At 74.3% G+C, this 22,848-nt stretch carries 23 protein-coding genes, 1 tRNA gene and 1 pseudogene; 13 read left to right on the forward strand and 12 right to left on the reverse strand.

Features of this window, described 5'->3' with window-relative positions; all coding sequences use genetic code 11:
• The 6 genes and pseudogenes from ACSMHG_RS13725 to ACSMHG_RS13750 all read left to right on the forward strand — a co-directional run.
• Positions 1-274: pseudogene (locus tag ACSMHG_RS13725) on the forward strand (DNA polymerase III subunit gamma/tau); the annotation flags it as partial.
• Between the two features lie 115 nt (positions 275-389).
• Positions 390-773 carry a YbaB/EbfC family nucleoid-associated protein gene (locus ACSMHG_RS13730; RefSeq protein WP_435746001.1) on the forward strand — a complete coding sequence of 128 codons (384 nt, stop codon included), beginning with the start codon at positions 390-392 and terminating at the stop codon, positions 771-773.
• 12 nt (positions 774-785) lie between these two features.
• On the forward strand, positions 786-1,385 hold the full coding sequence (recR, locus tag ACSMHG_RS13735; protein ID WP_435746004.1) for a recombination mediator RecR: 600 nt from the start codon (positions 786-788) through the stop codon (positions 1,383-1,385).
• Positions 1,378-2,145 carry a DUF5063 domain-containing protein gene (locus ACSMHG_RS13740; RefSeq protein ID WP_435746006.1) on the forward strand — a complete coding sequence of 256 codons (768 nt, stop codon included), beginning with the start codon at positions 1,378-1,380 and terminating at the stop codon, positions 2,143-2,145. The genes recR and ACSMHG_RS13740 overlap by 8 nt, the downstream gene beginning before the upstream one ends.
• 43 nt (positions 2,146-2,188) lie before the next feature.
• On the forward strand, positions 2,189-3,463 hold the full coding sequence (locus ACSMHG_RS13745; RefSeq protein WP_435746008.1) for an aspartate kinase: 1,275 nt from the start codon (positions 2,189-2,191) through the stop codon (positions 3,461-3,463).
• A 73-nt stretch (positions 3,464-3,536) separates the two neighbouring features.
• On the forward strand, positions 3,537-4,577 hold the full coding sequence (locus ACSMHG_RS13750; protein WP_435746011.1) for an aspartate-semialdehyde dehydrogenase: 1,041 nt from the start codon (positions 3,537-3,539) through the stop codon (positions 4,575-4,577).
• 8 nt (positions 4,578-4,585) lie between these two features.
• Here the strand turns inward: ACSMHG_RS13750 and ACSMHG_RS13755 are convergent, their stop codons facing one another.
• The 3 genes from ACSMHG_RS13755 to ACSMHG_RS13765 all read right to left on the reverse strand — a co-directional run bounded on the left by ACSMHG_RS13755 (position 4,586) and on the right by ACSMHG_RS13765 (position 6,703).
• Positions 4,586-5,431, reverse strand: a complete 846-nt coding sequence (locus ACSMHG_RS13755; protein ID WP_435746013.1) for a hypothetical protein — start codon at positions 5,429-5,431, stop codon at positions 4,586-4,588.
• Positions 5,432-5,515: 84 nt separating this feature from the next.
• A tRNA-Pro gene (locus tag ACSMHG_RS13760) sits at positions 5,516-5,589 on the reverse strand.
• Positions 5,590-5,761: 172 nt separating this feature from the next.
• Positions 5,762-6,703, reverse strand: a complete 942-nt coding sequence (locus tag ACSMHG_RS13765) for a metallophosphoesterase (protein WP_435746015.1) — start codon at positions 6,701-6,703, stop codon at positions 5,762-5,764.
• 26 nt (positions 6,704-6,729) lie between these two features.
• On the opposite strand from ACSMHG_RS13765, the gene ACSMHG_RS13770 reads away from it, so the two are divergent.
• Positions 6,730-7,188: a GatB/YqeY domain-containing protein gene (locus tag ACSMHG_RS13770; protein WP_435746018.1), complete on the forward strand. Its 459-nt coding sequence runs from the start codon at positions 6,730-6,732 to the stop codon at positions 7,186-7,188.
• A gap of 66 nt (positions 7,189-7,254) precedes the next feature.
• On the opposite strand, the gene ACSMHG_RS13775 is transcribed toward ACSMHG_RS13770, so the two are convergent.
• A complete protein-coding gene (locus tag ACSMHG_RS13775) occupies positions 7,255-9,390 on the reverse strand; it encodes a transglycosylase domain-containing protein (protein ID WP_435746020.1) in 2,136 nt (711 codons plus the stop codon).
• A 196-nt stretch (positions 9,391-9,586) separates the two neighbouring features.
• Here ACSMHG_RS13775 and ACSMHG_RS13780 point away from each other — a divergent pair, with 196 nt between their 5' ends.
• Positions 9,587-9,889 carry a WhiB family transcriptional regulator gene (locus ACSMHG_RS13780; RefSeq protein ID WP_435746023.1) on the forward strand — a complete coding sequence of 101 codons (303 nt, stop codon included), beginning with the start codon at positions 9,587-9,589 and terminating at the stop codon, positions 9,887-9,889.
• Between the two features lie 42 nt (positions 9,890-9,931).
• Here ACSMHG_RS13780 and bagB read toward each other — a convergent pair whose 3' ends face one another.
• From bagB to ACSMHG_RS13810, 6 genes are all read right to left on the reverse strand, one after another.
• Positions 9,932-11,143, reverse strand: a complete 1,212-nt coding sequence (gene bagB, locus ACSMHG_RS13785) for an ArsA family ATPase (RefSeq protein WP_435746025.1) — start codon at positions 11,141-11,143, stop codon at positions 9,932-9,934.
• Between the two features lie 24 nt (positions 11,144-11,167).
• A complete protein-coding gene (gene bagA, locus ACSMHG_RS13790; protein ID WP_435746027.1) occupies positions 11,168-12,190 on the reverse strand; it encodes an ATPase BagA in 1,023 nt (340 codons plus the stop codon).
• 88 nt (positions 12,191-12,278) lie between these two features.
• On the reverse strand, positions 12,279-14,717 hold the full coding sequence (locus ACSMHG_RS13795) for an FtsX-like permease family protein (RefSeq protein WP_435746029.1): 2,439 nt from the start codon (positions 14,715-14,717) through the stop codon (positions 12,279-12,281).
• Complete coding sequence (locus tag ACSMHG_RS13800) at positions 14,714-15,478, reverse strand: ABC transporter ATP-binding protein (protein WP_435746032.1); 765 nt, start codon at positions 15,476-15,478, stop codon at positions 14,714-14,716. Before ACSMHG_RS13800 ends, ACSMHG_RS13795 begins: the two co-directional genes overlap by 4 nt.
• A gap of 65 nt (positions 15,479-15,543) precedes the next feature.
• Positions 15,544-16,206, reverse strand: coding sequence for a response regulator (locus tag ACSMHG_RS13805; RefSeq protein ID WP_435746124.1), 663 nt, complete (start codon positions 16,204-16,206; stop codon positions 15,544-15,546).
• A 34-nt stretch (positions 16,207-16,240) separates the two neighbouring features.
• Positions 16,241-17,440 carry a sensor histidine kinase gene (locus ACSMHG_RS13810; protein ID WP_435746034.1) on the reverse strand — a complete coding sequence of 400 codons (1,200 nt, stop codon included), beginning with the start codon at positions 17,438-17,440 and terminating at the stop codon, positions 16,241-16,243.
• Between the two features lie 79 nt (positions 17,441-17,519).
• Between ACSMHG_RS13810 and sp36 the strand changes: the two genes are divergently transcribed.
• From sp36 to ACSMHG_RS13835, 5 genes are all read left to right on the forward strand, one after another.
• Positions 17,520-17,678, forward strand: coding sequence for a Sp36 family protein (gene sp36, locus ACSMHG_RS13815; protein ID WP_091025199.1), 159 nt, complete (start codon positions 17,520-17,522; stop codon positions 17,676-17,678).
• A 3-nt stretch (positions 17,679-17,681) separates the two neighbouring features.
• Positions 17,682-18,164 carry a RidA family protein gene (locus tag ACSMHG_RS13820; RefSeq protein WP_435746037.1) on the forward strand — a complete coding sequence of 161 codons (483 nt, stop codon included), beginning with the start codon at positions 17,682-17,684 and terminating at the stop codon, positions 18,162-18,164.
• Positions 18,161-19,045: an NUDIX hydrolase gene (locus ACSMHG_RS13825; RefSeq protein WP_435746040.1), complete on the forward strand. Its 885-nt coding sequence runs from the start codon at positions 18,161-18,163 to the stop codon at positions 19,043-19,045. The genes ACSMHG_RS13820 and ACSMHG_RS13825 overlap by 4 nt, the downstream gene beginning before the upstream one ends.
• Positions 19,042-19,842 (forward strand): MBL fold metallo-hydrolase, encoded by an 801-nt coding sequence (locus ACSMHG_RS13830; protein WP_435746043.1) that lies wholly within the window; start codon positions 19,042-19,044, stop codon positions 19,840-19,842. Before ACSMHG_RS13825 ends, ACSMHG_RS13830 begins: the two co-directional genes overlap by 4 nt.
• 185 nt (positions 19,843-20,027) lie before the next feature.
• On the forward strand, positions 20,028-20,942 hold the full coding sequence (locus ACSMHG_RS13835; RefSeq protein WP_435746045.1) for a type IV toxin-antitoxin system AbiEi family antitoxin: 915 nt from the start codon (positions 20,028-20,030) through the stop codon (positions 20,940-20,942).
• Between the two features lie 39 nt (positions 20,943-20,981).
• On the opposite strand, the gene ACSMHG_RS13840 is transcribed toward ACSMHG_RS13835, so the two are convergent.
• Together ACSMHG_RS13840 and ACSMHG_RS13845 are read right to left on the reverse strand one after the other, a co-directional pair.
• The gene (locus ACSMHG_RS13840; RefSeq protein ID WP_435746048.1) at positions 20,982-22,316 is read right to left on the reverse strand and encodes a WD40 repeat domain-containing protein; all 1,335 of its coding nucleotides are present in this window, start codon (positions 22,314-22,316) and stop codon (positions 20,982-20,984) included.
• On the reverse strand, positions 22,313-22,831 hold the full coding sequence (locus tag ACSMHG_RS13845; RefSeq protein ID WP_435746050.1) for a SigE family RNA polymerase sigma factor: 519 nt from the start codon (positions 22,829-22,831) through the stop codon (positions 22,313-22,315). The genes ACSMHG_RS13840 and ACSMHG_RS13845 overlap by 4 nt, the downstream gene beginning before the upstream one ends.
• Positions 22,832-22,848: the final 17 nt, after the last annotated feature.

The following is a 22,848-nucleotide window of genomic DNA, read 5'->3' on the forward strand; positions in this document are numbered from 1 at the left end:
GCCGCCGCCTGCAGAGGCGCCGCCCGCGCCCGAGCACCACGCCGACCGGCCGGCCGACTCGCCGACGGACCCGCGGGCCATCGCCGCCGCCCGTGCCCGCATCCAGCAGACCCGGCCGGGTGGCCCGGGCGCACCGCCGCCCGAGGACCTGCACGACCCGGACGCCGACGCCCATCCCGACGACCTCGACGCCGACAGCGACGGCCTCGCCGGCGCCGACCTGCTCGCCCGCGAGCTCGGCGCACACGTCATCGAGGAGATCCGGCACCAGTGACCCGGCCGCCGACCGGCCGCCGACGACACGGCGGGAGACGGCCCTCTGAGATCCGCACGAGCGGGCACCGGTCCCTTGATCCGCCCATGACCACCACACACCGAAGGAACACGCCATGAGCCAGAACCCCTTCGACGCCCTCGGCGGCGGCGGACTCGACATGAACGCCCTGCTGCAGCAGGCGCAGCAGATGCAGCAGCAGCTCCAGGCGGCCCAGGAGCGGCTCGCCGACACGACGGTGCAGGGCACCGTCGCCGGTGGCCTCGTGACCGTGGAGGTCAACGGCGTCGGCGAGCTGGTGAAGGTCGACGTCAAGGCCGGCAGCTTCGACGGCGGCGACGCCGACAGCCTCGCCGACCTCGGTGACCTCGTCGTCGCCGCCTACCGCGACGCCAAGTCCCAGGCCGACGCGCTCGCCGGCGAGACGCTCGGGCCGCTCGCCGGTGGCGGGGGCGACGAGGGACCCGGCGGGAACCCGCTGGGCCAGCTCGGCTTCTAGGGGCCACCGCACTTGTACGAGGGTGTCGTCCAGGACCTGATCGACGAGCTGGGCCGGTTGCCCGGGGTCGGTCCCAAGAGCGCGCAGCGGATCGCCTTCCACCTGTTGCAGGCCGACCCGACCGACGTACGCCGCCTCGCCGACGTGCTCGTCGAGGTCAAGGCGAAGGTGAAGTTCTGCTCGATCTGCTTCAACGTCTCCGAGGACGAGCAGTGCCGGATCTGCCGGGACCCCCGGCGTGACCCCTCGGTGCTCTGCGTCGTGGAGGAGTACAAGGACGTCGTGGCGATCGAGCGCACCCGGGAGTTCCGGGGCCGCTACCACGTCCTCGGCGGGGCGATCTCGCCGATCGACGGCATCGGGCCGGACCAGCTGCGGATCAGGGAGCTCATGCAGCGTCTGGCCGACGGCACGATCGTCGAGACCATCCTGGCCACCGACCCGAACCTCGAGGGCGAGGCGACGGCGACGTACCTCACCCGGATGTTGAAGCCGCTGGGGTTGCGCGTGACCCGCCTGGCGAGTGGACTTCCCGTGGGTGGGGACCTGGAGTACGCCGACGAGGTCACGCTCGGCCGAGCATTCGCAGGAAGACGGAGCGCAGATGACTGACGACCACGACCACACCGACCCGACCACCCTGCTCGAGCAGGCGGTGATGGCGGGGGCGCTCCCCGATCTCGACGAGCCACCGCTCGACGTCGACAAGGCGATCGCGGAGCTCACCACCCGCGACCCGGGCGCCGACGAGGCCGTCGGCGCCGTCGACCCCGCCACCCAGGCCTTCGCCCAGCAGATCGCGGACTCCGCCGCCAGCTTCCTCATCGCCCTGCGCGCCGTGGCCCGCGAGGAGGAGCCCGGCCGGGCGATCTCGATGCTGCTGCTCGAGATCAGCCAGGCGCTCCTCGCCGGTGCCCGGCTCGGTGCGCAGCGGGACTTCACCCCGCGGGCGGAGTACCAGCCCGACATCGGGCCGGACAGCGACCTCGACGCGCTCCGGATGCGGCTGGCCGCCCTCCTCGAGCCGGTCGACACCTACAGCCTGGTCTTCGACCCGTACGCGCCCGAGGTCGTCGAGAGCCAGCTCTCCGACGACCTGGCGAGCATCGCGCTCGACCTCGAGACCGGCTTGCGGCACTTCCGGGAGGGCAACACCGAGGAGGCGCTGTGGTGGTGGCAGTTCTCCTACGTCTCCTCCTGGGGCAACCTCGCGGGAGCGGCGCTCAACGCCCTGCTGTCGGTCGTCTCCCACGACCGGCTGGACCGCGACGTGCCCGGTGAGGACGACGCGCTCGCCGCGGCCGAGGCCATGCTGGCCCAGCAGCTGCGGGCTCGTGAGATCGGCGACGGAGGCACCCCGGCTCCTCGGTAGACTCGGGCCCGGCCACCTTCCCCCGAACCCGAGGACTCCCACCGTGGGCATTGTCGTGCAGAAGTACGGCGGCTCGTCGGTCGCCGACGCGGCCGGCATCAAGCGGGTCGCCCAGCGCATCGTCAACACCCGCAAGGCGGGCCACGACGTCGTCGTCGTGGTCTCGGCCATGGGGGACACCACCGACGAGCTGCGCGACCTCGCCGAGCAGGTGACGCCGCTGCCGCCGCCGCGCGAGCTGGACATGCTGCTGACGGCCGGCGAGCGCATCTCGATGGCGCTGGTGGCGATGGCGATCGCGCAGCTCGGCCACAAGGCGCAGTCGTTCACCGGCTCCCAGGCCGGCGTCATCACCGACTCCGCCCACGGCCGGGCCAAGATCATCGACATCACCCCGAGCCGGATCGAGGCCGCCATCAAGGACGGCGCGATCGCGATCGTCGCCGGCTTCCAGGGTGTCTCGCAGGACACCAAGGACGTCACCACGCTGGGTCGCGGCGCGTCCGACACCACGGCCGTGGCCCTGGCCGCGGCCCTCGGCGCCGACGTCTGCGAGATCTACAGCGACGTCGACGGCGTCTTCACCGCCGACCCGCGGATTGTCCCCGCCGCCCGCAAGCTCGACCGCGTCTCCGCCGAGGAGATGCTCGAGATGGCGGCCTCCGGCGCCAAGATCCTCCACCTGCGGTGCGTCGAGTACGCCCGCCGCTACAAGATGCCGGTCCACGTGCGCTCCTCCTTCTCCCAGAAGGAGGGGACGTGGATCATCCCCGAGCCGCAAGAGGGAGAAGAGCCCATGGAGCAGGCGATCATCGCCGGCGTCGCCCACGACCGCAGCGAGGCCAAGATCACCGTGGTCGGCGTGCCCGACAAGGTGGGCGAGGCGGCTCGGATCTTCGAGACGCTGGCCGGCACCGAGGTCAACATCGACATGGTGGTGCAGAACGTCTCGGCCGCCGCGACCGGCCTCACCGACATCTCCTTCACGCTGCCGCGCAGCGACGGCCAGGCGGCCATGGGCGCGCTCGCGCGGATCCAGGACGAGGTCGGCTACGACAAGCTGCTCTACGACGACCAGGTCGGCAAGGTGTCGCTCATCGGCGCCGGCATGCGCTCGAACCCCGGCATCACCGCCCGGTTCTTCGCCTCGCTCGCGTCCGCCGGTGTCAACATCGAGATGATCTCGACCTCCGAGATCCGGATCTCCGTGATCGTCGACGAGGCGCAGGTCGACGACGCGGTGCGCGCGACGCACACGGCGTTCGACCTCGACGCCGACGAGGTCGAGGCGGTCGTCTACGGAGGCACGGGGCGCTGAGCCCCACCACGTTCTCACTCCCCCGCTCCGCTCCTCCGCGACAACGCGGCGGGGACCCCGAAAGGAACAAGACATGACCCGCATCGGGATCGTCGGCGCCACCGGCCAGGTGGGCGTCGCCATGCGCCAGATCCTCGAGGAGCGCGGCTTCCCCGCCGAGGAGGTCCGCTTCTTCGCCTCCGCGCGCTCCGCCGGCACGGTCCTGCCCTTCGCCGGCGGCGAGGTCACGGTCGAGGACGCGACGACCGCGGACCCGAGCGGCCTCGACATCGCGCTCTTCTCGGCCGGGGCGACCACGTCGCGCAACCTGGCGCAGACGTTCGTCGACGCCGGCGTCATCGTCGTCGACAACTCCTCGGCGTTCCGCAAGGACCCCGACATCCCGCTGGTGGTCTCCGAGGTCAACCCGGATGCCGCCCGGCCGGTGATCGAGGCCGGCCGCGGCATCATCGCGAACCCGAACTGCACGACGATGGCCGCGATGCCGGTGCTCAAGCCGCTGCACGACGAGGCCGGCCTGGTCCGGATGATCGCCTCGACCTACCAGGCGGTCTCCGGCTCCGGCGTCGCCGGCGTCGAGGAGCTCGCCGGCCAGGTGGCGGCTGCGGGGGACAAGGCGCGTGAGCTCGCCTACGACGGCGAGGCCGTGGCCTTCCCCGAGCCGGACAAGTACGTGCGGACCATCGCCTACAACGTGCTGCCGATGGCCGGCTCGATCGTGGACGACGGGCTGCACGAGACCGACGAGGAGCAGAAGCTCCGCAACGAGTCCCGCAAGATCCTCGGCATCCCCGACCTCCGGGTCTCCGGGATCTGCGTGCGGGTGCCGGTCTTCACCGGCCACTCGCTGGCCCTGAATGTCGAGTTCGAGCGGGCGATGACCGTCGAGCGGGCGCGGGAGCTGCTCGCCGGGGCGCCCGGCGTCGAGCTGACCGACGTCCCGAACCCGCTGCAGGCGGCCGGCAAGGACCCGTCGTACGTCGGGCGGCTGCGGCAGGACCCTGGCGTCGACGGCGACCGCGGGCTGGCGCTCTTCGTCTCCAACGACAACCTGCGCAAGGGCGCAGCGCTCAACACGGTGCAGATCGCCGAGCTGGTCGTCGCCTCGCGCTGACCGCCGGCTCAGTCCTCCTCGGCGACCGCGGTCGTCACCCAGTGCGAGAGCACGTAGGTGCCGACGGCGAGCAGCGGGATCACCACGACCATCGCCCAGCTGAAGAGCGACTCCACGAGGAAGAGCAGGATCAGCACGGTCAGCAGGCCCACGGCCAAGAAGCTGGTCGACCCGGCGTCGGGGACGTCGAAGAGGCGCAACAGGGCAGAGCCCGCCAGCGTCATCGCGACGAGCACCGCGACGAGCAGGAAGAAACCGGGGTCCCCGCACGAGGTCGTGCCGGTGGCGACCTCGCAGACGCCCAGCGACGCCCAGGTCAGCAGGACGGTGCCGAGGCCCACCACCAGGCCGGTGAGAGCCGCGGCGACCATGCCGTTGACGTTGCTGACCACGCGAGCGGCCCGGACCGGGCGCTCCCGTGGCGGCCGGTGCGCCTGGTCGCGGGTCGTCTCCTCGCGGGGGGTGCGACGCCAACGCGACGACCGCCCCTCCGTGACCGTCATCGGCTCCTCGGCGGCGGCCACCGTGGCGGGGTCCTCCTCGACCGGAACCTCGGCCGCGAACGCCGGCGGCTCCGGGTCGGGGGCGTGGAGCGGCCGCGCGCCGGTCGGCTCCGCGAGCGGGACGGTGTGCTTCTCGACGGGCGCGGGGCGCCGCTGGAGGGGGACGGTGTCCTCCTGGACCGGGACGGGGCGCTCCTCAGGGGGACTCGGCGGCTCCTCGGGCGGGGCCTCGGCGGCGGGGACCGGTGCCTCCGGGGCCGGCTCCTCCGCCCGGCCGCGGCGCCGCTTGCGGCCGAACAGCGAGGGCGGCTCCAGGCTGGGAGCATCCTTGCCGCGGTCGTTGCCATCCATGCGCGCCAGTCTGGCACGCGAGAGGAGCGGGGACGAGGAAGGACCCGGACCCCGTGGTGCTCCCACCGGATCCGGGCCCTGCTGTCGGGCTGACAGGATTTGAACCTGCGGCCTCCTCGTCCCGAACGAGGCGCGCTACCAAGCTGCGCCACAGCCCGATCCGCGAGCACCGGACGACGCCGGGCTCACGAGCATCGGAGCATACCGGAGCCGAGCGGGCCCTCCCCAATCGGGCCGCCCGTATCGGGTCGCCGACCGTGCGTGGTCGCCACCTCGACCGTGCGGGGGTCCCACGTCGACCGTGCGGGGTCCCACTTCGACGGGGAGGGGTCAGCGGCGGGGGGTGAGGGTCAGCAGCGTGGCCTCGGGCCGGCAGGCGACCCGGACCCGGGCGTAGGGGCTGGTGCCGAGGCCGGCGCTCACGTGCAGCCACGACGAACTCGGGTCGCCGGGGCGGGAGTCGGCGGGGTGCCGGTGCAGGCCGCGGGCCCGGGCCGGCTCGAGGTCGCAGTTCGTGGTGAGCGCGCGCCCGCCGGGGAGGCAGACCTGCCCGCCGTGCGTGTGGCCGGCGAGGATGCCGTCACAGCCGTCGGCGGCGAACGCGTCGAGGACCCGGAGGTACGGCGCGTGCGCGACACCCAGCCGCACGTCGGCCGATCGGTCGGCACCGGCCGGGCCGGTCACCTCGGCGAGCCGGTCGTAGCCCAGGTGGGGGTCGTCCACCCCGGCGAAGCCGAACGTCGTGTCGCCCACCCGGACGGTCGCCGTCCGGTTCGTGAGGTCGACCCACCCCGCGTCGGTGAACGTGGCGCGCAGCGCCCGCCAGGGCAGCTCGCCGGTGTCGGTGTGGCGGCGGCCGTCGTCGGGCAGCAGGTAGCGCACCGGGTTGCGGAAGGTCGGCTCGAAGTAGTCGTTGGAGCCGAGCACGAAGACGCCCGGCACGTTCAGCAGCCGCCCGAGGGACCGGCGCAGCACCGGCACGCTGTCGCGGTGGGCCAGGTTGTCGCCGGTGTCGACGACCAGGTCCGGCGCCAGGTCGGCCAGCCCCGCAAGCCACTCCTGCTTGCGGCACTGGCCGGGCGTCAGGTGCAGGTCGCTGAGGTGGAGCACCCGCAGCGGTCGGTGCCCCGCGGGCAGCAGCGGCACCTCGACCCGCCGCAGGGTGTAGGCCCGCGCCTCGCACACGGCGTACCCCGCGAGCGTGCCGCCGAGCGCCCCGCCCGCGGCCGTGACCAGGCCGGCAGCACGGGCGACGGCGGGCAGCGGGGGCACCCGGCAAGGCTGCCACAATGGCGTGCATGAGCCAGCTGAAGGACCGCCTGCGCACCGACCTCACCGCCGCCATCAAGGCACGCGACGAGGTGCGCTCCTCGACGTTGCGGATGGCGCTGACCGCCATCACGAACGCCGAGGTCGCCGGGAAGGAGCACCGCGAGCTCACCGACTCCGACGTGGTGGACGTGCTCTCCAGCGAGGCGAAGAAGCGGCGCGAGGCGGCGATCGCCTTCGACGACGGCGGCCGCAGCGACATGGCCGCGAAGGAGCGCGCCGAGGCGGCCGTGCTCGCCGACTACCTGCCCGAGCAGCTCTCGGTCGAGGAGATCTCCCGCATCGTCACCGAGGCGGTCGAGCAGGTCGGCGCCGCCGACGAGGGGATGAAAGCCATGGGCAAGGTGATGGGCGTCGTCCAGCCGCAGGTCAAGGGCCGCGCCGACGGGGCCGCCGTGGCCGCGGAGGTCCGCCGCCAGCTCGGCTGAGCCGGGCCGGACGTCCCACCCGTCGGGGGGACGCCCCGTGCCGCCGTCAGCCCAGGCCGGCCTGGGTCAGTCGAAGTCGTCGAAGTCGTCGTCGTCGCTGTCGAGCGGCGCCGAGTACGACCCGCCCGCCCCGGCGACGCCGGAGGGGTAGACGAACTGCTCGTCGGGGAGCTTGTCGACGACCCCCCGCATGGCGTCGCCCCACATCGGCGCCGCGTAGGCGGAGCCGGAGGCGGTGTAGATCGTCGCGGGGCCCACGTCCACGCCCTCGAGGGTCTGCGGGGTGCCGGAAGCGTTGGCACCGGCGATCATCGCGGCGGTCGACATGTTGGGCGTGTAGCCGACGAACCAGACCGCTCGGCCGTTGTTGGTCGTGCCGGTCTTGCCGGCGGCGTCCTGGGGAAGCCGCTGGCGCGCGGCGAAGCCGCCCTCGATCACGCCGCGGAGCACGTCGTTGACGGCGTCGGCGGTGGACTGCTGGAGCACCTGCTCGCAGGCGGCGTCGTACTCCTTGAGCACGTTGCCGCGGGCGTCCTCGATGGCGGTCACCGGGCGGGAGTCGCAGTGCAGGCCGCGGGCGCCGAAGGTCGCGTACGCCTCGGCCATCTCCAGCGGGCTGGCGTCGGCGACACCGAGGGTGAACGACGGCACCCGCTCGGCCAGGCCGGGCTTGTCGCCCACCGGGTTGGTGAGGTCGACGCCCATCTTCTTCGCCAGCCGGTAGGGGGCGCAGATCCCGGTGGCCTGCTCGAGCTGGGCGAAGTAGGTGTTCACCGACAGCCGGGTGCCGGTGTACATGTTCATCACGCCCGACGACGTGGAGTTGCCCACCGGCCAGGTGCCGTAGCCGTACGGCTGGCCACCGCAGTCCTCGAAGGTCTCCTCGGCGAACTCCATCTCCTCGCGGGCGTTGAACGTCGTCGAGAGTGGCATGCCCTGCTCGAGCGCCGCCGCCAGGACGAAGACCTTGAACGTCGACCCCGGCTGGAAGCCGGCGGAGTCGCCGTACTTCTGCGGGACGACGTAGTTGAGGTAGGTCTGCCCCGCGCTCTTGTCGCGACCCATCGGCCGGGACTGCGCGATCGCGCGGACCTTGCCGGTGCCCGGCTCCACCATGGCCAGGCCGCCGATCGCCTGCGCCTCCGGGTAGACGGCGGTGGAGACCGCCTGGTCGGCCGCGGCCTGGGCCTCCATGTCGATGGTCGTGCGGATGGTCAGGCCGCCCGAGAAGATCAGCCCCCTGCGCTCCTCGGGGGTGCGCCCGAGCGCGGAGTCCGTCATCAGGTAGCTGAGCACGAAGTCGCAGAAGAAAGGCGCCCGCGAGTTCACGCAGCCGTTGGCGGTCGGCTGGATGCGCAGGCCCAGGCGGCGCTCCTTGACCTTCTCCACCCGCTCCTCGGGCACGATGTCGAGCTGGGCCATCCGGTCCAGGACGACGTTGCGTCGCTCCAGGGCACGGTCCGGCGCGTTGGTCGGGTCGTAGTCGGTCGGGTTCTTGACCAGGCCGGCGAGCATGGCGGACTGCTTGAGGTTCAGCTTGCGGGCGTCGACGTTGAAGTAGTGCCGTGCCGCCGCCTGGATGCCGTGGGCGCCGTCGCCGAAGTAGGCGGTGTTGAGGTAGCGCTCGAGGATCCAGTCCTTGGTGTGGCGCTGCTCCAGGGCGACGGCGTACCGCAGCTCGCGGAGCTTGCGGGCGTAGCTGTCGTCGGTGGCGGCCTTCCGCTCGGCCGCCGTCTTCGCCTGGTTGACCAGCGTCATCTTGACCAGCTGCTGGGTGATGGACGAGCCGCCCTGGACCACGCCGGAGTTGGCCTGGTTGGTGATGAAGGCACGGATCGTGCCCTTCACGTCCAGTGCCCCGTGCTGGTAGAAGCGGTAGTCCTCGATCGCGACGATCGCCTTGACCATGGTCCGGGAGACCTGCCGGAGCGGGACGTTGACCCGGTTCTGGTCGAAGAAGACGGCGATGGTGTCGCCCTGCTCGTCGACCACGCGGGTCCGTTGCGGCAGCGCCTCCGTCTCGAGCTCGGCCGGCAGCTCGTCCATCGTCTGGGCGACGTTCTTCGCGCCGACACCCACGACCCCCGCGAAGGGGATGGCCAGGCCGGCGACGACCACGCCGAGGACGCCGGCGACGGCCAGCATGACGGCCAGGTGGGAGGCGACCCGGGAGGCGGACAGACGCTCGGGCGGGGCAGACATACCACGAGAGTACGTGGCCGGCGGGGTACCCGGCGAAAGATGACCTCCCCGGCGTAGTCATTTGTGACCATGCCACTTGGGCTGAACGTGTCTGTGGCGCTGGGGGTCGGGTCCTTTAACTTTGTGTGCAGGGGAACTCCCGGGTAGGCGTCATGGGGCGCGGACCTATCTCGGAACAAGATGTGGGGACATCATCATGTGGGTTGAGGACTGGGCGTCGCGGGCTTCGTGCAGGTCGGCACAGCCGGACCAGCTGTTCGTGCGCGGAGCAGAGCAGAACAAGGCCAAGCAGGTGTGCGCCGGCTGCCCGGTCCGCACCGAGTGCCTGGCGGAGGCGCTGGACAACCAGATCGAGTGGGGTGTCTGGGGCGGGATGACCGAGCGCGAGCGCCGTGCGCTGCTGCGCCGCCGTCCCAACGCCTCGTGGCGCACGGTCCTCGAGACCGCCCGCGAGCAGTCGACCCAGGCACCCACCGCCACCACGGTCGGCTCGGCCTGACGTCGCTCCCGATGACGCGGTCCGTCGGCTCGGTCGTCGGGCTCAGTCGTCGGGTCGGTGATCGGACGGGGGACCGTCGGGTCCCGCGGCGAGCAGCTCGCCGACCCGGCGCAGCCCGGTGAGGTCGTGGACGTCGCCGGCCAGCGCCGGCACCACCGCGGTGGGCACGTGCGGGTGCGCAGCGGTGAACCGCTGACGCAGCCCGGCCTCGCGCTGCACCGTGCGGACCCGGTCGGCGTGCAGCCGTAGCAGGCCCGCCGTCAACGACCTGCTGTCCTGCGCCTGCAGCCGCTCGGCCGCCGCCGTGGCCTGGTCCGGTGAGAGCGGCTCGGGAGGGGCCGGGCTCGCCCGGTTGACCACCAGGCCCGCCAGCGGCATCCGGTCCTCGTCGAGCCGCTCGACGAAGTACGCCGCCTCGCGCAGCGCGTCCGGCTCCGGCGCCGCGACCACCAGGAACGCCGTCCCGTCGGCCTGCAGCAGCGCGTAGGTCTGCTGCGCGCGGGCGCGGAAGCCGCCGAAGACCGTGTCGAGCGCGGCGACGAAGGTCTGCAGGTCACGCAGGACCTGACCACCGAGGATCTTGCTCAGCGCGTTGGTGACGACGCCGAAGCCCGCCGTCATCAGCTTCGCCGGCCCGCGGGCCGGCGCGAGCATCAGCCGGATGAACCGGCCGTCGAGGAAGCTCGAGAGCCGCTCGGGGGCGTCGAGGAAGTCCAGCGCCGAGCGGGACGGCGGGGTGTCGACGACGACGAGGTCGTAGCTGCCGTCGCGGCGTGCGTCGGCGTGGATCTGGCCGAGCTTCTCCATCGCCATGTACTCCTGCGTGCCGGCGAACGAGCTCGACAGGGCGATGTAGAAGGGGTTCTCGAGGATCTGCCGCGCCTTCTCCGGCGTGGCCTGGCTCAGCACCACCTCGTCGAAGGTGCGCTTCATGTCCAGCATCATCGCGTCCAGGCGGCCTCCCGCCGCCGGGTCGACGCCGGCGACCGGCCGCGGGGTGTTGTCGAGTGTCTCGATCCCCATCGACTGCGCCAGCCGGCGGGCCGGGTCGATGGTGAGGACCACGACCTTCCGCCCGCGCTCGGCGGCGCGCAGCGCCAGCGCCGCGGACGTGGTGGTCTTGCCGACGCCGCCCGACCCGCAGCAGACGATGATCCCGGTGGCGGGGTCGTCGAGCAGGGCGTCGACGTCGAGGGCCCCCGCTGCCGGCGCGGTCGCCGCCAGGGGGCCGACCCGGGTCCGGCTCCTCGTCACGCCCGCCCCCTCATGCCAGCCCCCTCATGCCAGGCCCTGCGCACGCAGCTCGGCGGCGAACCCGTACAGGCCGCCGAGGTCCACACCGCCCGGCAGCCGGGGCAGCTCGTACGCCGGGGGCCCGAGGCCGGCGACCACCTCCCGCTGGGAGTCCTCCAGCGCCCGTCGCTCGGCGTGGTCGCGCGCCTCGGCCAGCAGCCCGTCGACCAGGGCCGGCGACGCGTCGAGCGACACCGACGCCAGGTCGGCCGCGACGCGGTCCCGGTCGAGCGTGCCGGCGCGCGCGGCGGCCAGCGCCGAGGCATCGAGGTCGCGGGGCCGGACCTGGTTGACCACCACCCCACCGACGGGGAGCCCGGCCGCCTCGAGCTCGGCGATGCCGTCGGCGGTCTCCTGCACCGGCATCTCCTCGAGCACGGTGACCAGGTGGACGGCGGTCCGGGGCGAGCGGAAGAGGGTCATCATCGTGTCGGCCTGGTGCTTGATCGGGCCGACCTTCGCCAGCCCCGCGAGCTCGTCGCTGACGTTGAGGAACTGCACGATCCGGCCGGTCGGCGGGGCGTCGAGGACCACGGCGTCGTACGTGGTGGCGCCCTTGTTGCGGCTGTTGCGCTGCACCGCCTCGAAGAGCTTGCCGGTGAGGAGCACGTCGCGCACCCCCGGGGCGATGGTGGTGGCGAACTCGATGACGCCGAACCGGTCCAGCGCCCGGCCGGCGCGGCCGAGCTTGTAGTACATGGCGAGGTACTCCAGCAGCGCCGCCTCGGGGTCGACGTGCAGGGCGTGCACGACGCCGGCGGCCCTCGGCGCCGCGGCCGCCGGAGCGGCGGGGTCGTCGGCCAACCCGGTGGCGATCCGGCGCTCCTCGTAGGGCAACGGGTCCACGTCGAACATCCGCGCGATCCCCTGGCGCCCCTCGACCTCGCACAGCAGGACCTGCCGGCCGTGCGAGGCGAGCGCCAGGGCGAGGGACGCGGCCACCGTGGACTTGCCGGTGCCGCCCTTGCCGGTCACCACGTGCAGCTGCACGCGGGGCCAGTCGCTCATGCCGAGAGACTAGCCACGGGGACCAGCCCGGTGGCGGACCACCTCGACGAGCCACCTCGACCCGCCGGGGCGAGGGTGGCACCGGACCTCAGTCGAGCGTCAGTCCCGCCGCGGGCGCCGTCCGCGCCGCCCGCCGGGCGGGCAGCACGCAGGACGCCAGGCCGGCGACCCCGGCGAGCAGCACCACCAGGGCCAGCTGGCCCCAAGGCAGGACGAGCGCCGCGCCGGGGACCGCGGAAGTCACCAGTGTCTGCACCGCCACCCAGGCGAAGGACACGCCGATGGCGGTGCCCAGCACCGTCGCGACGACCGAGAGGAGCAGGGCCTCGGCGGCCAGGGTGCCCGAGAGCTGCCGCCGGGTCAGGCCCAGGGCGCGGAGCAGGGCGTTCTCGCGGCCCCGCTCGAGCACCGAGAGACCGAGCGTGTTGCCGATCCCGACCAGGGCGATGACCACCGCGATGCCCAGCAGTGCCGCGACGGTCGCGGTCAGCACGTCGAGCTGCACGTGGACCCACGACCGCTCGCCCAGGGTGTTCACCAGGTCGGCGCCGGCGTCGGTCGCCACGGCGTCGAGGTCGCCCGCGAGGTCCTCGGCATCCGCGTCGTCGTCGGCGCGCACCCACACCGCCCGCGGCTTCGGCTCCTCGCCCAGCCGGGCGAGGACCGCGGGCGCGACCACGGCCACCTCGCCCCAGCCCTCGCCGCCGCGCAGGCGGAGCACCTTCGTCCGGCCGCCCACCGCCACCTCGACCCGTGCGCCGTCGGTCCGGTCGGGCACCAGGTCCCAGGGGACCCAGATCTCGCCGGGCTCCGGCGAGGCCACCTCGGGGCTGCCGTGGACCGCCTGGGCCGTGTCGGCGGGTGCCGCGACGACAGGGATCCGACCCACGCCGTCGGAGAGCCGGGCGTCGACGCCCGAGGCCACCACGGCCGCCGCGACGCCGCTGGTCGCGCGCACGTCGGCGAGCAGGTCGGCCGGGAGCGCGCCCTCTCCCGCGACGAGCGCCAGGTCGATCGGGTACTGCGCGTCCATCTCGGCCTCGACCGAGTCGCGTGAGCTGGCGAGCCCGGCCAGCACGGCGGTGGTCAGCGTGACACCGACGAGCAGGGACGCGGTCGTCGCCGCGGTGCGCCGCGGGTTGCGGACCGCGTTGCTGGTGGCCAGCCGGACCGCCGGACCGCCGCCCCCACCAGGCAGCCGGCCGGCGACCAGGCCGGCCAGCCCCCCGGCGGCCTGCACCGCCGCGGGGACGAGCACCGGGCCCAGGAGCAGCACGCCGCTGAAGGCGGCCATCCCGCCGGCCAGCATCGGCACGACCTCGTGGCTCGCCACGGCGAGGGCGAGCAGTCCCACGCCGACCGCCAGCACGGCGCAGCCGAGGGCGACCCGGAGCCGGCCGGCCCGGGTGCGGACGTCGACGTCGTGCGGCCGCAGGGCGGCCAGCGGGTCGACGGAGGTGACCCGCCGGGTCGGCAGCCACGCCGCGACCAGGGTGACCAGCAGGCCGGTGCCGAACGCCGCGACGTACCACAGCGGGGAGGGCGTCGCCAGGCCCATCACGTCGACCCGGCCGCGGGCGAGGGCGACCAGCCCGGCACCGATGGCGGCACCGACGAGCAGGCCGAGGGTGGACGCTGCGGCACCGAGCACCAGCGCCTCCACCCGCACCGAGCGGCGGACCTGACCACGGGAGGCGCCGACGCAGCGCAGCAGCGCGAAGTCGCGGGCGCGCTGGGCGAAGAGGATCGAGAAGGTGTTCGCGATGACGAGCGTCGCGACGAAGAGGGCGATGGCGGCGAAGAGGAGCAGCAGGATGGTGACCACGTCGACCTCCTGGGTCAGCTGCGTCTGCCGCTCCTCCACGAACGCGTCCCGCGGCTGTGCCCGCCCGTCGCTGCCCAGCCTGTGCTGGAGCACGTCCGCGGAGGCCCCGGCGTAGGCGACGCTGTCGACGAACAGCTCGTCGAGGAACGGGTCCAGGGCGGGCCAGGGCAGGTACAGCGACGCGGCGACGCTCGCGGACGGCGTGTCGACGAGGCCGACGACGGTCGCCTCGGCGGTGTCGCTGCCGGTGCCGACGACCACCTCGTCGCCGACGGCGATCCCGTCGCCCTTGGCGGCGTTGACGTCGGCCACCGCCTCGGCGGGCGACCGCGGGAACCGGCCCTCCTCGAGCCGCTGCCAGCGCAGCTGCGGGCTGTCGGCGAGCGGGCCCACGTCGATCCGCTCCGGCAGCAGGCGGCCCTCGACCCGGGTCTGCTGGAGCGTCCAGCCGAGCACCGCCGCCCGCTCGCCGCGGTCCGCGGCGTCGCCCACCAGCTCCTGGGCGGTCGCCCCGTCGAGCTGGTCGACCACCGCGTCGGCCCCGCGGTAGGGGAGCTCCACGCCGGCGACCATGCCGTTGCGGGCGGAGGACGCCAGGGCGGCCGTGACGACGACGAACGCGACACCGACGACGACCGCGACGGTGGCCGCGACGTAGCGGCGGGTGTGGGTGCGCAGCGAGGCGAGCAGCACGGTCCTCATCGGGTCCGCTCCCCGCGCAGCACCGCGACCAGCTGGTCGGCGGTGGGCTCGACGAGGTGGTCGCGGACCTCCCCGTCGGCGAGCACGACGACGTCGTCGGCGTACGCCGCTGCGTCGAGCTCGTGGGTCACCATGACGACGGTCTGGCCGAGCTCCCGCACCGAGCGGCGCAGCAGGTCCAGCACCTCCGCCGACGCCTCGCTGTCGAGGTTCCCGGTCGGCTCGTCGGCGAAGACGATGTCGGGGGCGGTCACCAGCGCCCGCGCGATCGCCACCCGCTGCTGCTGCCCGCCCGAGAGCTCGCCGGGCCGGTGCTCGAGCCGGTCGCGCAGCCCCAGCACGTCGACGACCAGGTCGCGGCGCGCCCGGGTGGCGGCGTCGGGGCGCCGACCGGCCAGCTCGAGCGGGAGGTCGATGTTCTGGCCGGCGGTCAGCATCGGCAGCAGGTTGAAGGACTGGAACACGAAGCCGACGTGCTCGCGGCGGAAGACGGTGAGCGCGGTGTCGTCCATCTGCTCGAGCGCGCGGCCGGCGACCGACACCGAGCCGGAGGTCGGCACGTCGAGGCCGGCCAGGCAGTGCATGAGCGTCGACTTGCCGGACCCCGAGGGGCCCATGACGGCGGTGAACCGGCCGGCGGGCAGGTCGAGGTCGACGCCGCGGAGGGCGTGCACGGCGGTGTCGCCGCGGCCGTGGACACGGGTGAGGTCGCGCGCGGTCGCGGCGAGTGCGCTGCGCGGGCGGGAAGGCGTGGTCGTCATGGCTCCGACGATCCCGTCCCGGCGGCCGCGGGTCGTCCGACCGCGGGACGGACCCGGCGTACGACTCAGGTCGTACGTGCCAGCCCGGTCTCGTACGCCAGGACGACCAGCTGGACCCGGTCGCGGGAGGCGGTCTTCGCCAGGAGCCGGCCGACGTGGGTCTTCACGGTCGCCTCGGCGACCACGAGCTCGGCGGCGATCTCCGCGTTCGAGCGGCCGCGGCCGACCAGGGTGAGCACCTCCCGCTCCCGCTCGGTGAGCCCGCCGAGCCGGCCGTCCGCGGGCGTGGCGCCGGCCGGGTCCGGGAGGACGGCGGCGAACCGGTCCAGCAACCGCCGGGTGGTGCTCGGTGCGACGACGGAGTCGCCGGCGTGGACGGCGCGGATCGCGCCCAGCAGCTCCTCGGGGCCGGCGTCCTTGAGCAGGAAGCCCGCGGCGCCCGCCTTGATCGCGGCGAACGCGTACTCGTCGAGGTCGAACGTCGTGAGGATCAGGACCCGGGGGCCGTCCGGCCGCTGGGCGAGCGTGCGCGTGGCCGCCACGCCGTCCACACGGGGCATCCGGACGTCCATCAGCACCACGTCGGCGCGGGTCACGGAGAGCCGCTCGAGCGCCTCGGCTCCGTCGCCGGCCTCGCCGACCACCTCGAGGTCCGGCTGGCTGTCGACGAGCATCCGGAACCCGCCGCGCACCAGCTGCTGGTCGTCGACGAGGAAGACCCGGATCACGTCGCTCACCCCGGCATCCTCACAGGCGGGGTCTTCACAGTGGGATCCTGGCGGCCACCGCGAACCCGCCGCCCGGCCGGGGGCGGGCCTCGACCGTTCCGCCGTGCGCGGTGACGCGCTCGCGCATGCCGAGCAGCCCGAGGCCGCGGCCGTCGTCCTCCGCCGCGGCGCCACGGCCGTCGTCCTCGACCCGCACCTCGACCACTCGGCCGCCGCCGCTGGCCGTGCCGCTCACGGCGACCTCGACCCGGACGGCGGCGTCCGGCCCGGCGTGCTTGCGGACGTTCGAGAGGGCCTCCTGCACGACGCGGTACGCCGTGAGGCCCACGCCGTCGGGCACGTCGGCGGCGGTGCCGGGTCCGGGCAGACGGGCGTCGACCCGGGCGCCGGCGGTCCGCGCCTCGGCGACCAGCGCGTCCAGGTCGCCCACGCCCGGCTGCGGCCGGAGGGCCGGCGCGCCCTCGCCGTCCTCGGCGCGCAGCAGCCCGAGCATCCGGCGCATCTCCGTGAGCGCCTCGCGCCCGGTCGCAGAGACCGTCTCGAGCGTGCGCGCGGCGACCGCCGGGTCGGTGCGTGCGGCGTACCGCGCCCCGTCGGCCTGCACGACGATCACCGACAGCCCGTGGGCGACGACGTCGTGCATCTCCCGGGCGATCCGGGCGCGCTCGTCGGCCGCGGCGAGCGCGACCTGCTGGGCGGCCTCCCGCTCGACCCGCTCGCTGCGCTCGACCACCGCGTCGACGTAGGCCTGGCGGGTGCGGCCCAGCGTGCCGAGCGCCCAGGCGGTCGCGGCGACCGCGCCGAGGAAAAGCGTGTTGGCGACGATCGTCTCCAGCTGCATGGTGGTGGCCGTGCCGCCCCAGTCGAGCGCCGCCGTCACCGCGGCGCAGGCGCTCACCGCGAGGGCAGCCCACCCGTGCGCGGCCGGCGCGTACCGGGCGACGGAGTAGACCGCGACCGGCCAGGCGAGCTGGCCGAGCACCGGCTCGTCGACGACGAAGACCTGCAGCACGTGCACCGCGGTCACGGCCCAGAACACCGCCACGGGGTGCGCGCGGCGCCACAGCAGCGGCAGCACCGCGAGGACGCTGAGCACCGCAGGCACCGGGTCACCGGCGAGCACCGGGAACGGGACCGGCGCCAGGAGGCCGAGGACCAGCAGCCGGTCGAACCACACCCGTCCCCGCGGGCCCAGTCGCCGCGGAGGGCCCTGGACGGGCAGGTACGCGCTCACGGGCTCGACCCTAGGCGGCGGCGGGCGCCCGCGCGTCCGACCACGGGATGACCTCGACCGGCCGCAGTAGGGTGCGGCCATGACGAAGTGGGAGTACCTGACCGCGCCGATCCTCACGCACGCCGCCAAGCAGATCCTGGACAACTTCGGGGCCGACGGCTGGGAGCTGGTGCAGGTGGCGCCTGGGATGAACCCGGAGAACCTCGTGGGCTACTTCAAGCGGCCGGTCGAGGGCTGAGCCGTGCCGGAGAGTCCCGCGACGCCGGAGGAGCGCCTCGCCGAGCTCGGCCTCGAGATCCCGGAGGTGGCCGCGCCGGTGGCGGCGTACGTGCCGGCCGTGCGCTCGGGTGACCAGGTCTTCACCTCGGGCCAGCTGCCGATGCGCTCGGGCGAGCTGCTGCTCACCGGCAAGGTCGGCGGCGAGGTGAGTCCCGAGGAGGCCTACGCGTGCGCCCAGCAGTGCGCGCTCAACGCCATCGCGGCGATCCGCGCCGAGGTCGGTGACCTCTCCCGCGTCGAGCGGGTGGTCAAGGTGGTCGCGTTCGTCGCCTCGACGCCCGACTTCACCGGGCAGCCCGGGGTCGCCAACGGCGCGTCCGAGCTCTTCGGCAACGTCTTCGGCGACGCCGGCGTCCACGCCCGCTCCGCGGTGGGCGTGCCGGTGCTGCCGCTGGACGCGCCCGTCGAGGTCGAGGTGGTCGTGGCGGTCCGGGCGGACGCGTGAGGATCCCGCTGCCGCCGGTCCCGCTGCCCGAGCACCTGCTCGACGTCGCCCGGGCCTACGACGCGGGGGACCGCACGCCGGTCGAGCCCCGGGACGCCGCGACCGTCGTGCTGCTCCGCCCCTCGGACGGCGCCGGCCCGGAGGTCTACCTGCTGCGCCGCCAGGTCTCCATGGACTTCGCCGGCGGCATGGCGGTCTTCCCCGGTGGCGGGGTGGACCGGCGCGACTTCGACGCCTCGGTCGCCTGGGCCGGCCCCGGCCCGGCGGAGTGGGCGCGCCGGCTCGGGACCGACGAGGAGCGTGCCCGCGCGCTGGTGTGCGCAGCGGTCCGCGAGACCTTCGAGGAGTCCGGCGTCCTGCTCGCCGGGCCGTCGGCGGAGACGGTCGTCGACGACACCACCGGCGAGGACTGGGAGGCCGACCGGGCCGCGCTGGAGTCGCGCGAGCTGGCGATGACCGACTTCCTCAACCGCCGGGGCCTGGTGCTGCGCACGGACCTCCTTGGCGCCTGGGACGGGTGGCTGACGCCGGTCTTCGAGCCCAAGCGCTACCGCACCTGGTTCTTCGTCGCCCGGCTCCCCGCCGGCCAGCGGACCCGCGACGTCTCCACCGAGTCGTCGTCGGTGACCTGGCTGCCGGCGCGGGTGGCGGCCGAGCAGGCCGACGACGGCGCGCTGGCGATGCTGCCCCCGACGTACCTCACCTGCCTGGAGATCGGCACCCATGCCTCCCCCGAGGAGGTGCTCGAGGTCGCGGGCCACCGGACGGTGGAGATGTTCACGCCGAGCGTCGAGCCGCTCGAGGACGGGTGGACGCTCTCGATGCCCGACCGGTTGCGGCCGCTCGTGGCCCAGCGGTCGACACAGCGGCGCCGCCCGTGACGGGGGCCTGGTCCGGTGGGACCTTCGGCGAGCGGGGCACCTGCGTGCTCGCCCCCAACGCCGACATCATGACCCTCGACGGCACCAACACCTGGGTGCTCCGCGAGCCCGGCGCCCGCCGGTCGGTCGTGATCGACCCCGGCCCCTCGATCCTCGAGCACCTCGACGCGGTCGCGGAGGCCGCCGGCGAGGTCGGGGTCGTCCTGCTGACCCACCACCACCTCGACCACTCCGAGGCGGCGCGGGAGTTCGCCGACCGGGTGGGCTGCGGGGTGCGCGCGCTCGACCCGGCGTACCGGCTCGGCTCGGAGGGCCTCGGCGGTGGGGACGTCGTCGAGGTCGACGGCCTCGAGGTCCACGTCGTGGCGACGCCGGGCCACACGGCGGACTCCCTGTCGTTCCTCCTCCCGGGGGAGGGCGCGCTGCTGACCGGCGACACCGTGCTCGGGCGCGGGACGACGGTCGTGGCTCACCCGGACGGGCAGCTCGGCGCCTACCTCGACAGCCTGGACCGGCTCCACGCGCTCGCCGAGACCCACGAGGCCCGCACCATCTGGCCCGGCCACGGCCCGGTCATCGACGACGCCCTCGGCGCGCTGGACTTCTACATCGCCCACCGGCGCGAGCGGCTGGCCCAGGTCGAGGCGGCCCTGGAGCAGCTGGCCGGCGCCGAGGTGCCGGCCGAGGAGCTGCCGCGCCGGGTGGTGGAGGTGGTCTACGCCGACGTCGACCCCGTCCTGTGGGGCGCGGCCGAGCTCTCGGTGCGGGCGCAGCTCGCCCACCTCCACGCCCGTTGAGTCGGGACCTCTGACGGTCGAGTCGGGACCTCTGACGGTCGAGTCGGGACCTCTGACGGTCGAGTCGGGGCTTTGTCAGGGTCCCCGAGCCCGCCCGTCGTCCACAGGCAGCCTTCGTCCGGCTCTCGTCCACAGCGGGTCGCCGGACGTCCCCGCGGCCGCGGTGACGGCCGCATCGTCCCGGCATGGAGACCGTCTGGCCCGACGAGCCGTTCACCCGTGCCGAGCAGGTCGTACTGGGCTTCACCGCGGCCGATCTGAGGCGCGCACTCGAACAAGGTGATCTCCGGTCGCCGGCGCGAGGCGTGTACGTCGCCGCGCACCTGCCCGACACCATCGACCTGCGAGCCCGTGCCGTCGCGAAGGTGGTCAGCGAGCACCACGTCATCACGGACCGCACCGCTGCCTGGCTGCACGGCGTCGACACCCACGTCCATGGTGAGCACGACGGCGTGCCGGTGATCGAGTCGTGCGCCCTGCGGTGGCACGAGCCGACCACGCTCCCGGGGGTCGACGGCCGCACTCGCGACCTGGCCCCGCGCGACGTGATGACGGTGCACGGCGTACGGGTCACGACGCCGCTGCGCACCGCCCTCGACCTCGGCTGCTGCCTCAGGCGCCGGGAGGCCTTCGGTGCGATGGTGATGCTCGCGCGGCTGCACGGCCTCACCGCGGGCGACCTCGTGCGGGAGAGCGGCCGCTACCGCCGGCGGCGTGGAGTGGTGCAGCTGCGGAGCCTGACCGGCCTGGTCGATCCCCGGCTCGAGTCCGAGCGCGAGGCGTGGGTGCTGCTCGCGATCGCCGACGCGGGCCTGCCGCTCCCGGAGCCGCAGGTGTGGGTCGACGTCGACGGGGTCCCGACGTACCGGCTCGACTTCGCGTACCGGCGCCGGCGGGTGGCGGTGGAGTACGACGGGGGCGAGGGCCACTCGAGTCCCGCGCAACGTGAGCATGACGAGCGCCGTCGGGCCTGGCTGCGCGAGCACGGCTGGACCGTCATCGTGGTGCGCGCCGGTGACTTCACCGGCGAGGCGCTCGATCGGTGGCTGGCGGAGCTTCGCGAGGTTCTGCGCGCGACGTACTCGAACAGGCGCTGGTGATACCTCCCTAGTGGAACGGCAGAGGTCCTGACTCGACCGTCAGAGGGCCCGATTCAACGCGCGGCGGCGGACGAGGAGCACCAGCAGCAGCACCCCGCCGAGCCCGACGGCGATGGTGGCGACCCACCGCTCGGTCGACCAGGGCCACTCCGGCTCCGGCCGGGCCACCGTCGGCTCCTCCGGGCTCATCAGGTCGACGGCGACGGTGAGCGTGTCCGGCACGTCCGACTCCACCGTCCCGACGACGCGGGAGCCGCCGTCGCGGTCGAGCAGGAGCAGCTCGCCCGGGGCCTGGTCGAGGGAGCGCGTGCGGAGCAGCACCTGGTCGTCCACCGCGCCGAGGGCGTCGGTGGACCCGCCGCCGACGGGAGGCAGGCTGCCGGCGGCCTCGATGGCCGTCGTCCCCCCGTCCTCGACCAGGACGGCCGCGAGATCCTCCGTGCCGAGGGCGAGCGCGCCGTCCGGCAGCGCAGCGGCCGTCAAAGGGAAGCCCGGCATGCGCAGGCGCGTGCGCCGGGGATCGCCCTGGCCGTCCCACCGGTGCAGCTGCCCGTCGACCACCCAGGAGACGACGCCGCGCTCGCCGACGGCGAGGGCCAGCTGGTCGTGGTCGATGCGGACGCTGCCGGCGGGGGCACCGTCGCGACCTATGCGGCCGACGACGTCGTGGTCCGGCCCGTAGGAGCCCGCCGTCCAGCTCCGGGCCACCTGCCCCGCCCAGGCCAGCCACCGGCCGCCCGGCGACCACGCCAACCGGGTGACTGCGGTGCCCTCGCCCGCGGTCAACGGCACCTCCTCGACCTCGCCGGTCACCAGGTCGACCACCCGCACGCCGCTCGGGATGGGCGCGGTCGCCGCGTCGGGGCCGATGACACCGTAGGAGTACGCAAGGCGCGCCCCGTCGGGGGAGAGGGCGAGCGCCGGCGGGGCGAGCCCGTGGGCCATGACCATCTGGTTGCCGGTGAAGTCCGGCAGGTCCAACAGGTGGTAGCCGCCCTCGGCAGCGTCGACCACCACGGGCAGGCCGCTGTCGAGGAGGTACGCCGCGGCAGCCCGTCCGACCGCGAGCTCGTCGGTGACCAGGTCGGCCGACCAGCCGCCGTACCCGTCTTGCTCCGTCAGCCGCTCCGGCACGCCGTACAGGTGGTCGGGCACGCCCAGCCCGCCCACGTCGGTGTCGGCGACGGGCGGATCCGCCGTCGGCAGGCCGGGTCCGGCCACCAGCGCCACGACGGCGACCACGGCCGCGGCCAGGCCAGCCGCCCCGAGCCGTTCGCGGCGCCGCGAGCGCCGGGCGCGGTCCCAGGTGTCGGCGGGGACCTGCGCCACCGGCGCCCGGTCGGCGACCCGGGCGAGCTCCTCGTGGAGGGTCATCGCGCCTCCTCAGCCGTCACGCCGACGAGCTCGCCGAGCTCGGGGCTCAGGGCACGCAGCCGCCGCAGGGCCTGCCGGGCGGTCGACTTCACCGTCCCGGCGCCGATCCCGAGGGCGCGGGCGGTCTGCACCTCGGTGAGGTCCTCGTAGTAGCGCAGCACCAGCACCGTCCGCTGCCGAGAGGTCAGCCGCGCCAGCGCCTGCTCGAGGGTGATCCGCAGGTCGGGGTCGACGGCCGGCGCGGGGGCGTCGTGGGCGCCGAGCGCGGTCTCCGCCACCCGTCGGCGCCGCCACCGGGAGACGTTCTGGGTGTAGAGGATGCGGCGGACGTAGGGCTCCGGGTCGCCGGAGATGCGCGGCCACGCCTTGGCCGCCTGGAACAGCGCCGTCTGCACGAGGTCCTCCGCGTGGTGGGCGTCCCCGGTCAACAGGTACGCCGTGCGCGTCAGGGCAGTCGTGCGCGCGACCACGAACGCGTCGAAGCGCTCGCGGTCGGTCGGTTCCTCAGTCGGCACGTCGCCCCCTTCCACCC

This window comes from Nocardioides ureilyticus, assembly GCF_051280745.1.
Classification (GTDB): domain Bacteria; phylum Actinomycetota; class Actinomycetes; order Propionibacteriales; family Nocardioidaceae; genus Nocardioides.

Excerpts from the sequence above, each read along its gene's own strand:
- ACSMHG_RS13730 (WP_435746001.1), top strand. The coding sequence starts at position 390 with ATGAGCCAGAACCCCTTCGACGCCCTCGGCGGCGGCGGACTCGACATG.
- ACSMHG_RS13740 (WP_435746006.1), top strand. The coding sequence starts at position 1,378 with ATGACTGACGACCACGACCACACCGACCCGACCACCCTGCTCGAGCAG.
- ACSMHG_RS13750 (WP_435746011.1), top strand. The coding sequence starts at position 3,537 with ATGACCCGCATCGGGATCGTCGGCGCCACCGGCCAGGTGGGCGTCGCC.
- ACSMHG_RS13755 (WP_435746013.1), bottom strand. The coding sequence starts at position 5,431 with ATGGATGGCAACGACCGCGGCAAGGATGCTCCCAGCCTGGAGCCGCCC.
- ACSMHG_RS13770 (WP_435746018.1), top strand. The coding sequence starts at position 6,730 with ATGAGCCAGCTGAAGGACCGCCTGCGCACCGACCTCACCGCCGCCATC.
- ACSMHG_RS13775 (WP_435746020.1), bottom strand. The coding sequence starts at position 9,390 with ATGTCTGCCCCGCCCGAGCGTCTGTCCGCCTCCCGGGTCGCCTCCCAC.
- ACSMHG_RS13780 (WP_435746023.1), top strand. The coding sequence starts at position 9,587 with ATGTGGGTTGAGGACTGGGCGTCGCGGGCTTCGTGCAGGTCGGCACAG.
- bagA (WP_435746027.1), bottom strand. The coding sequence starts at position 12,190 with ATGAGCGACTGGCCCCGCGTGCAGCTGCACGTGGTGACCGGCAAGGGC.
- ACSMHG_RS13795 (WP_435746029.1), bottom strand. The coding sequence starts at position 14,717 with ATGAGGACCGTGCTGCTCGCCTCGCTGCGCACCCACACCCGCCGCTAC.
- ACSMHG_RS13800 (WP_435746032.1), bottom strand. The coding sequence starts at position 15,478 with ATGACGACCACGCCTTCCCGCCCGCGCAGCGCACTCGCCGCGACCGCG.
- sp36 (WP_091025199.1), top strand. The coding sequence starts at position 17,520 with ATGACGAAGTGGGAGTACCTGACCGCGCCGATCCTCACGCACGCCGCC.
- ACSMHG_RS13835 (WP_435746045.1), top strand. The coding sequence starts at position 20,028 with ATGGAGACCGTCTGGCCCGACGAGCCGTTCACCCGTGCCGAGCAGGTC.
- ACSMHG_RS13840 (WP_435746048.1), bottom strand. The coding sequence starts at position 22,316 with ATGACCCTCCACGAGGAGCTCGCCCGGGTCGCCGACCGGGCGCCGGTG.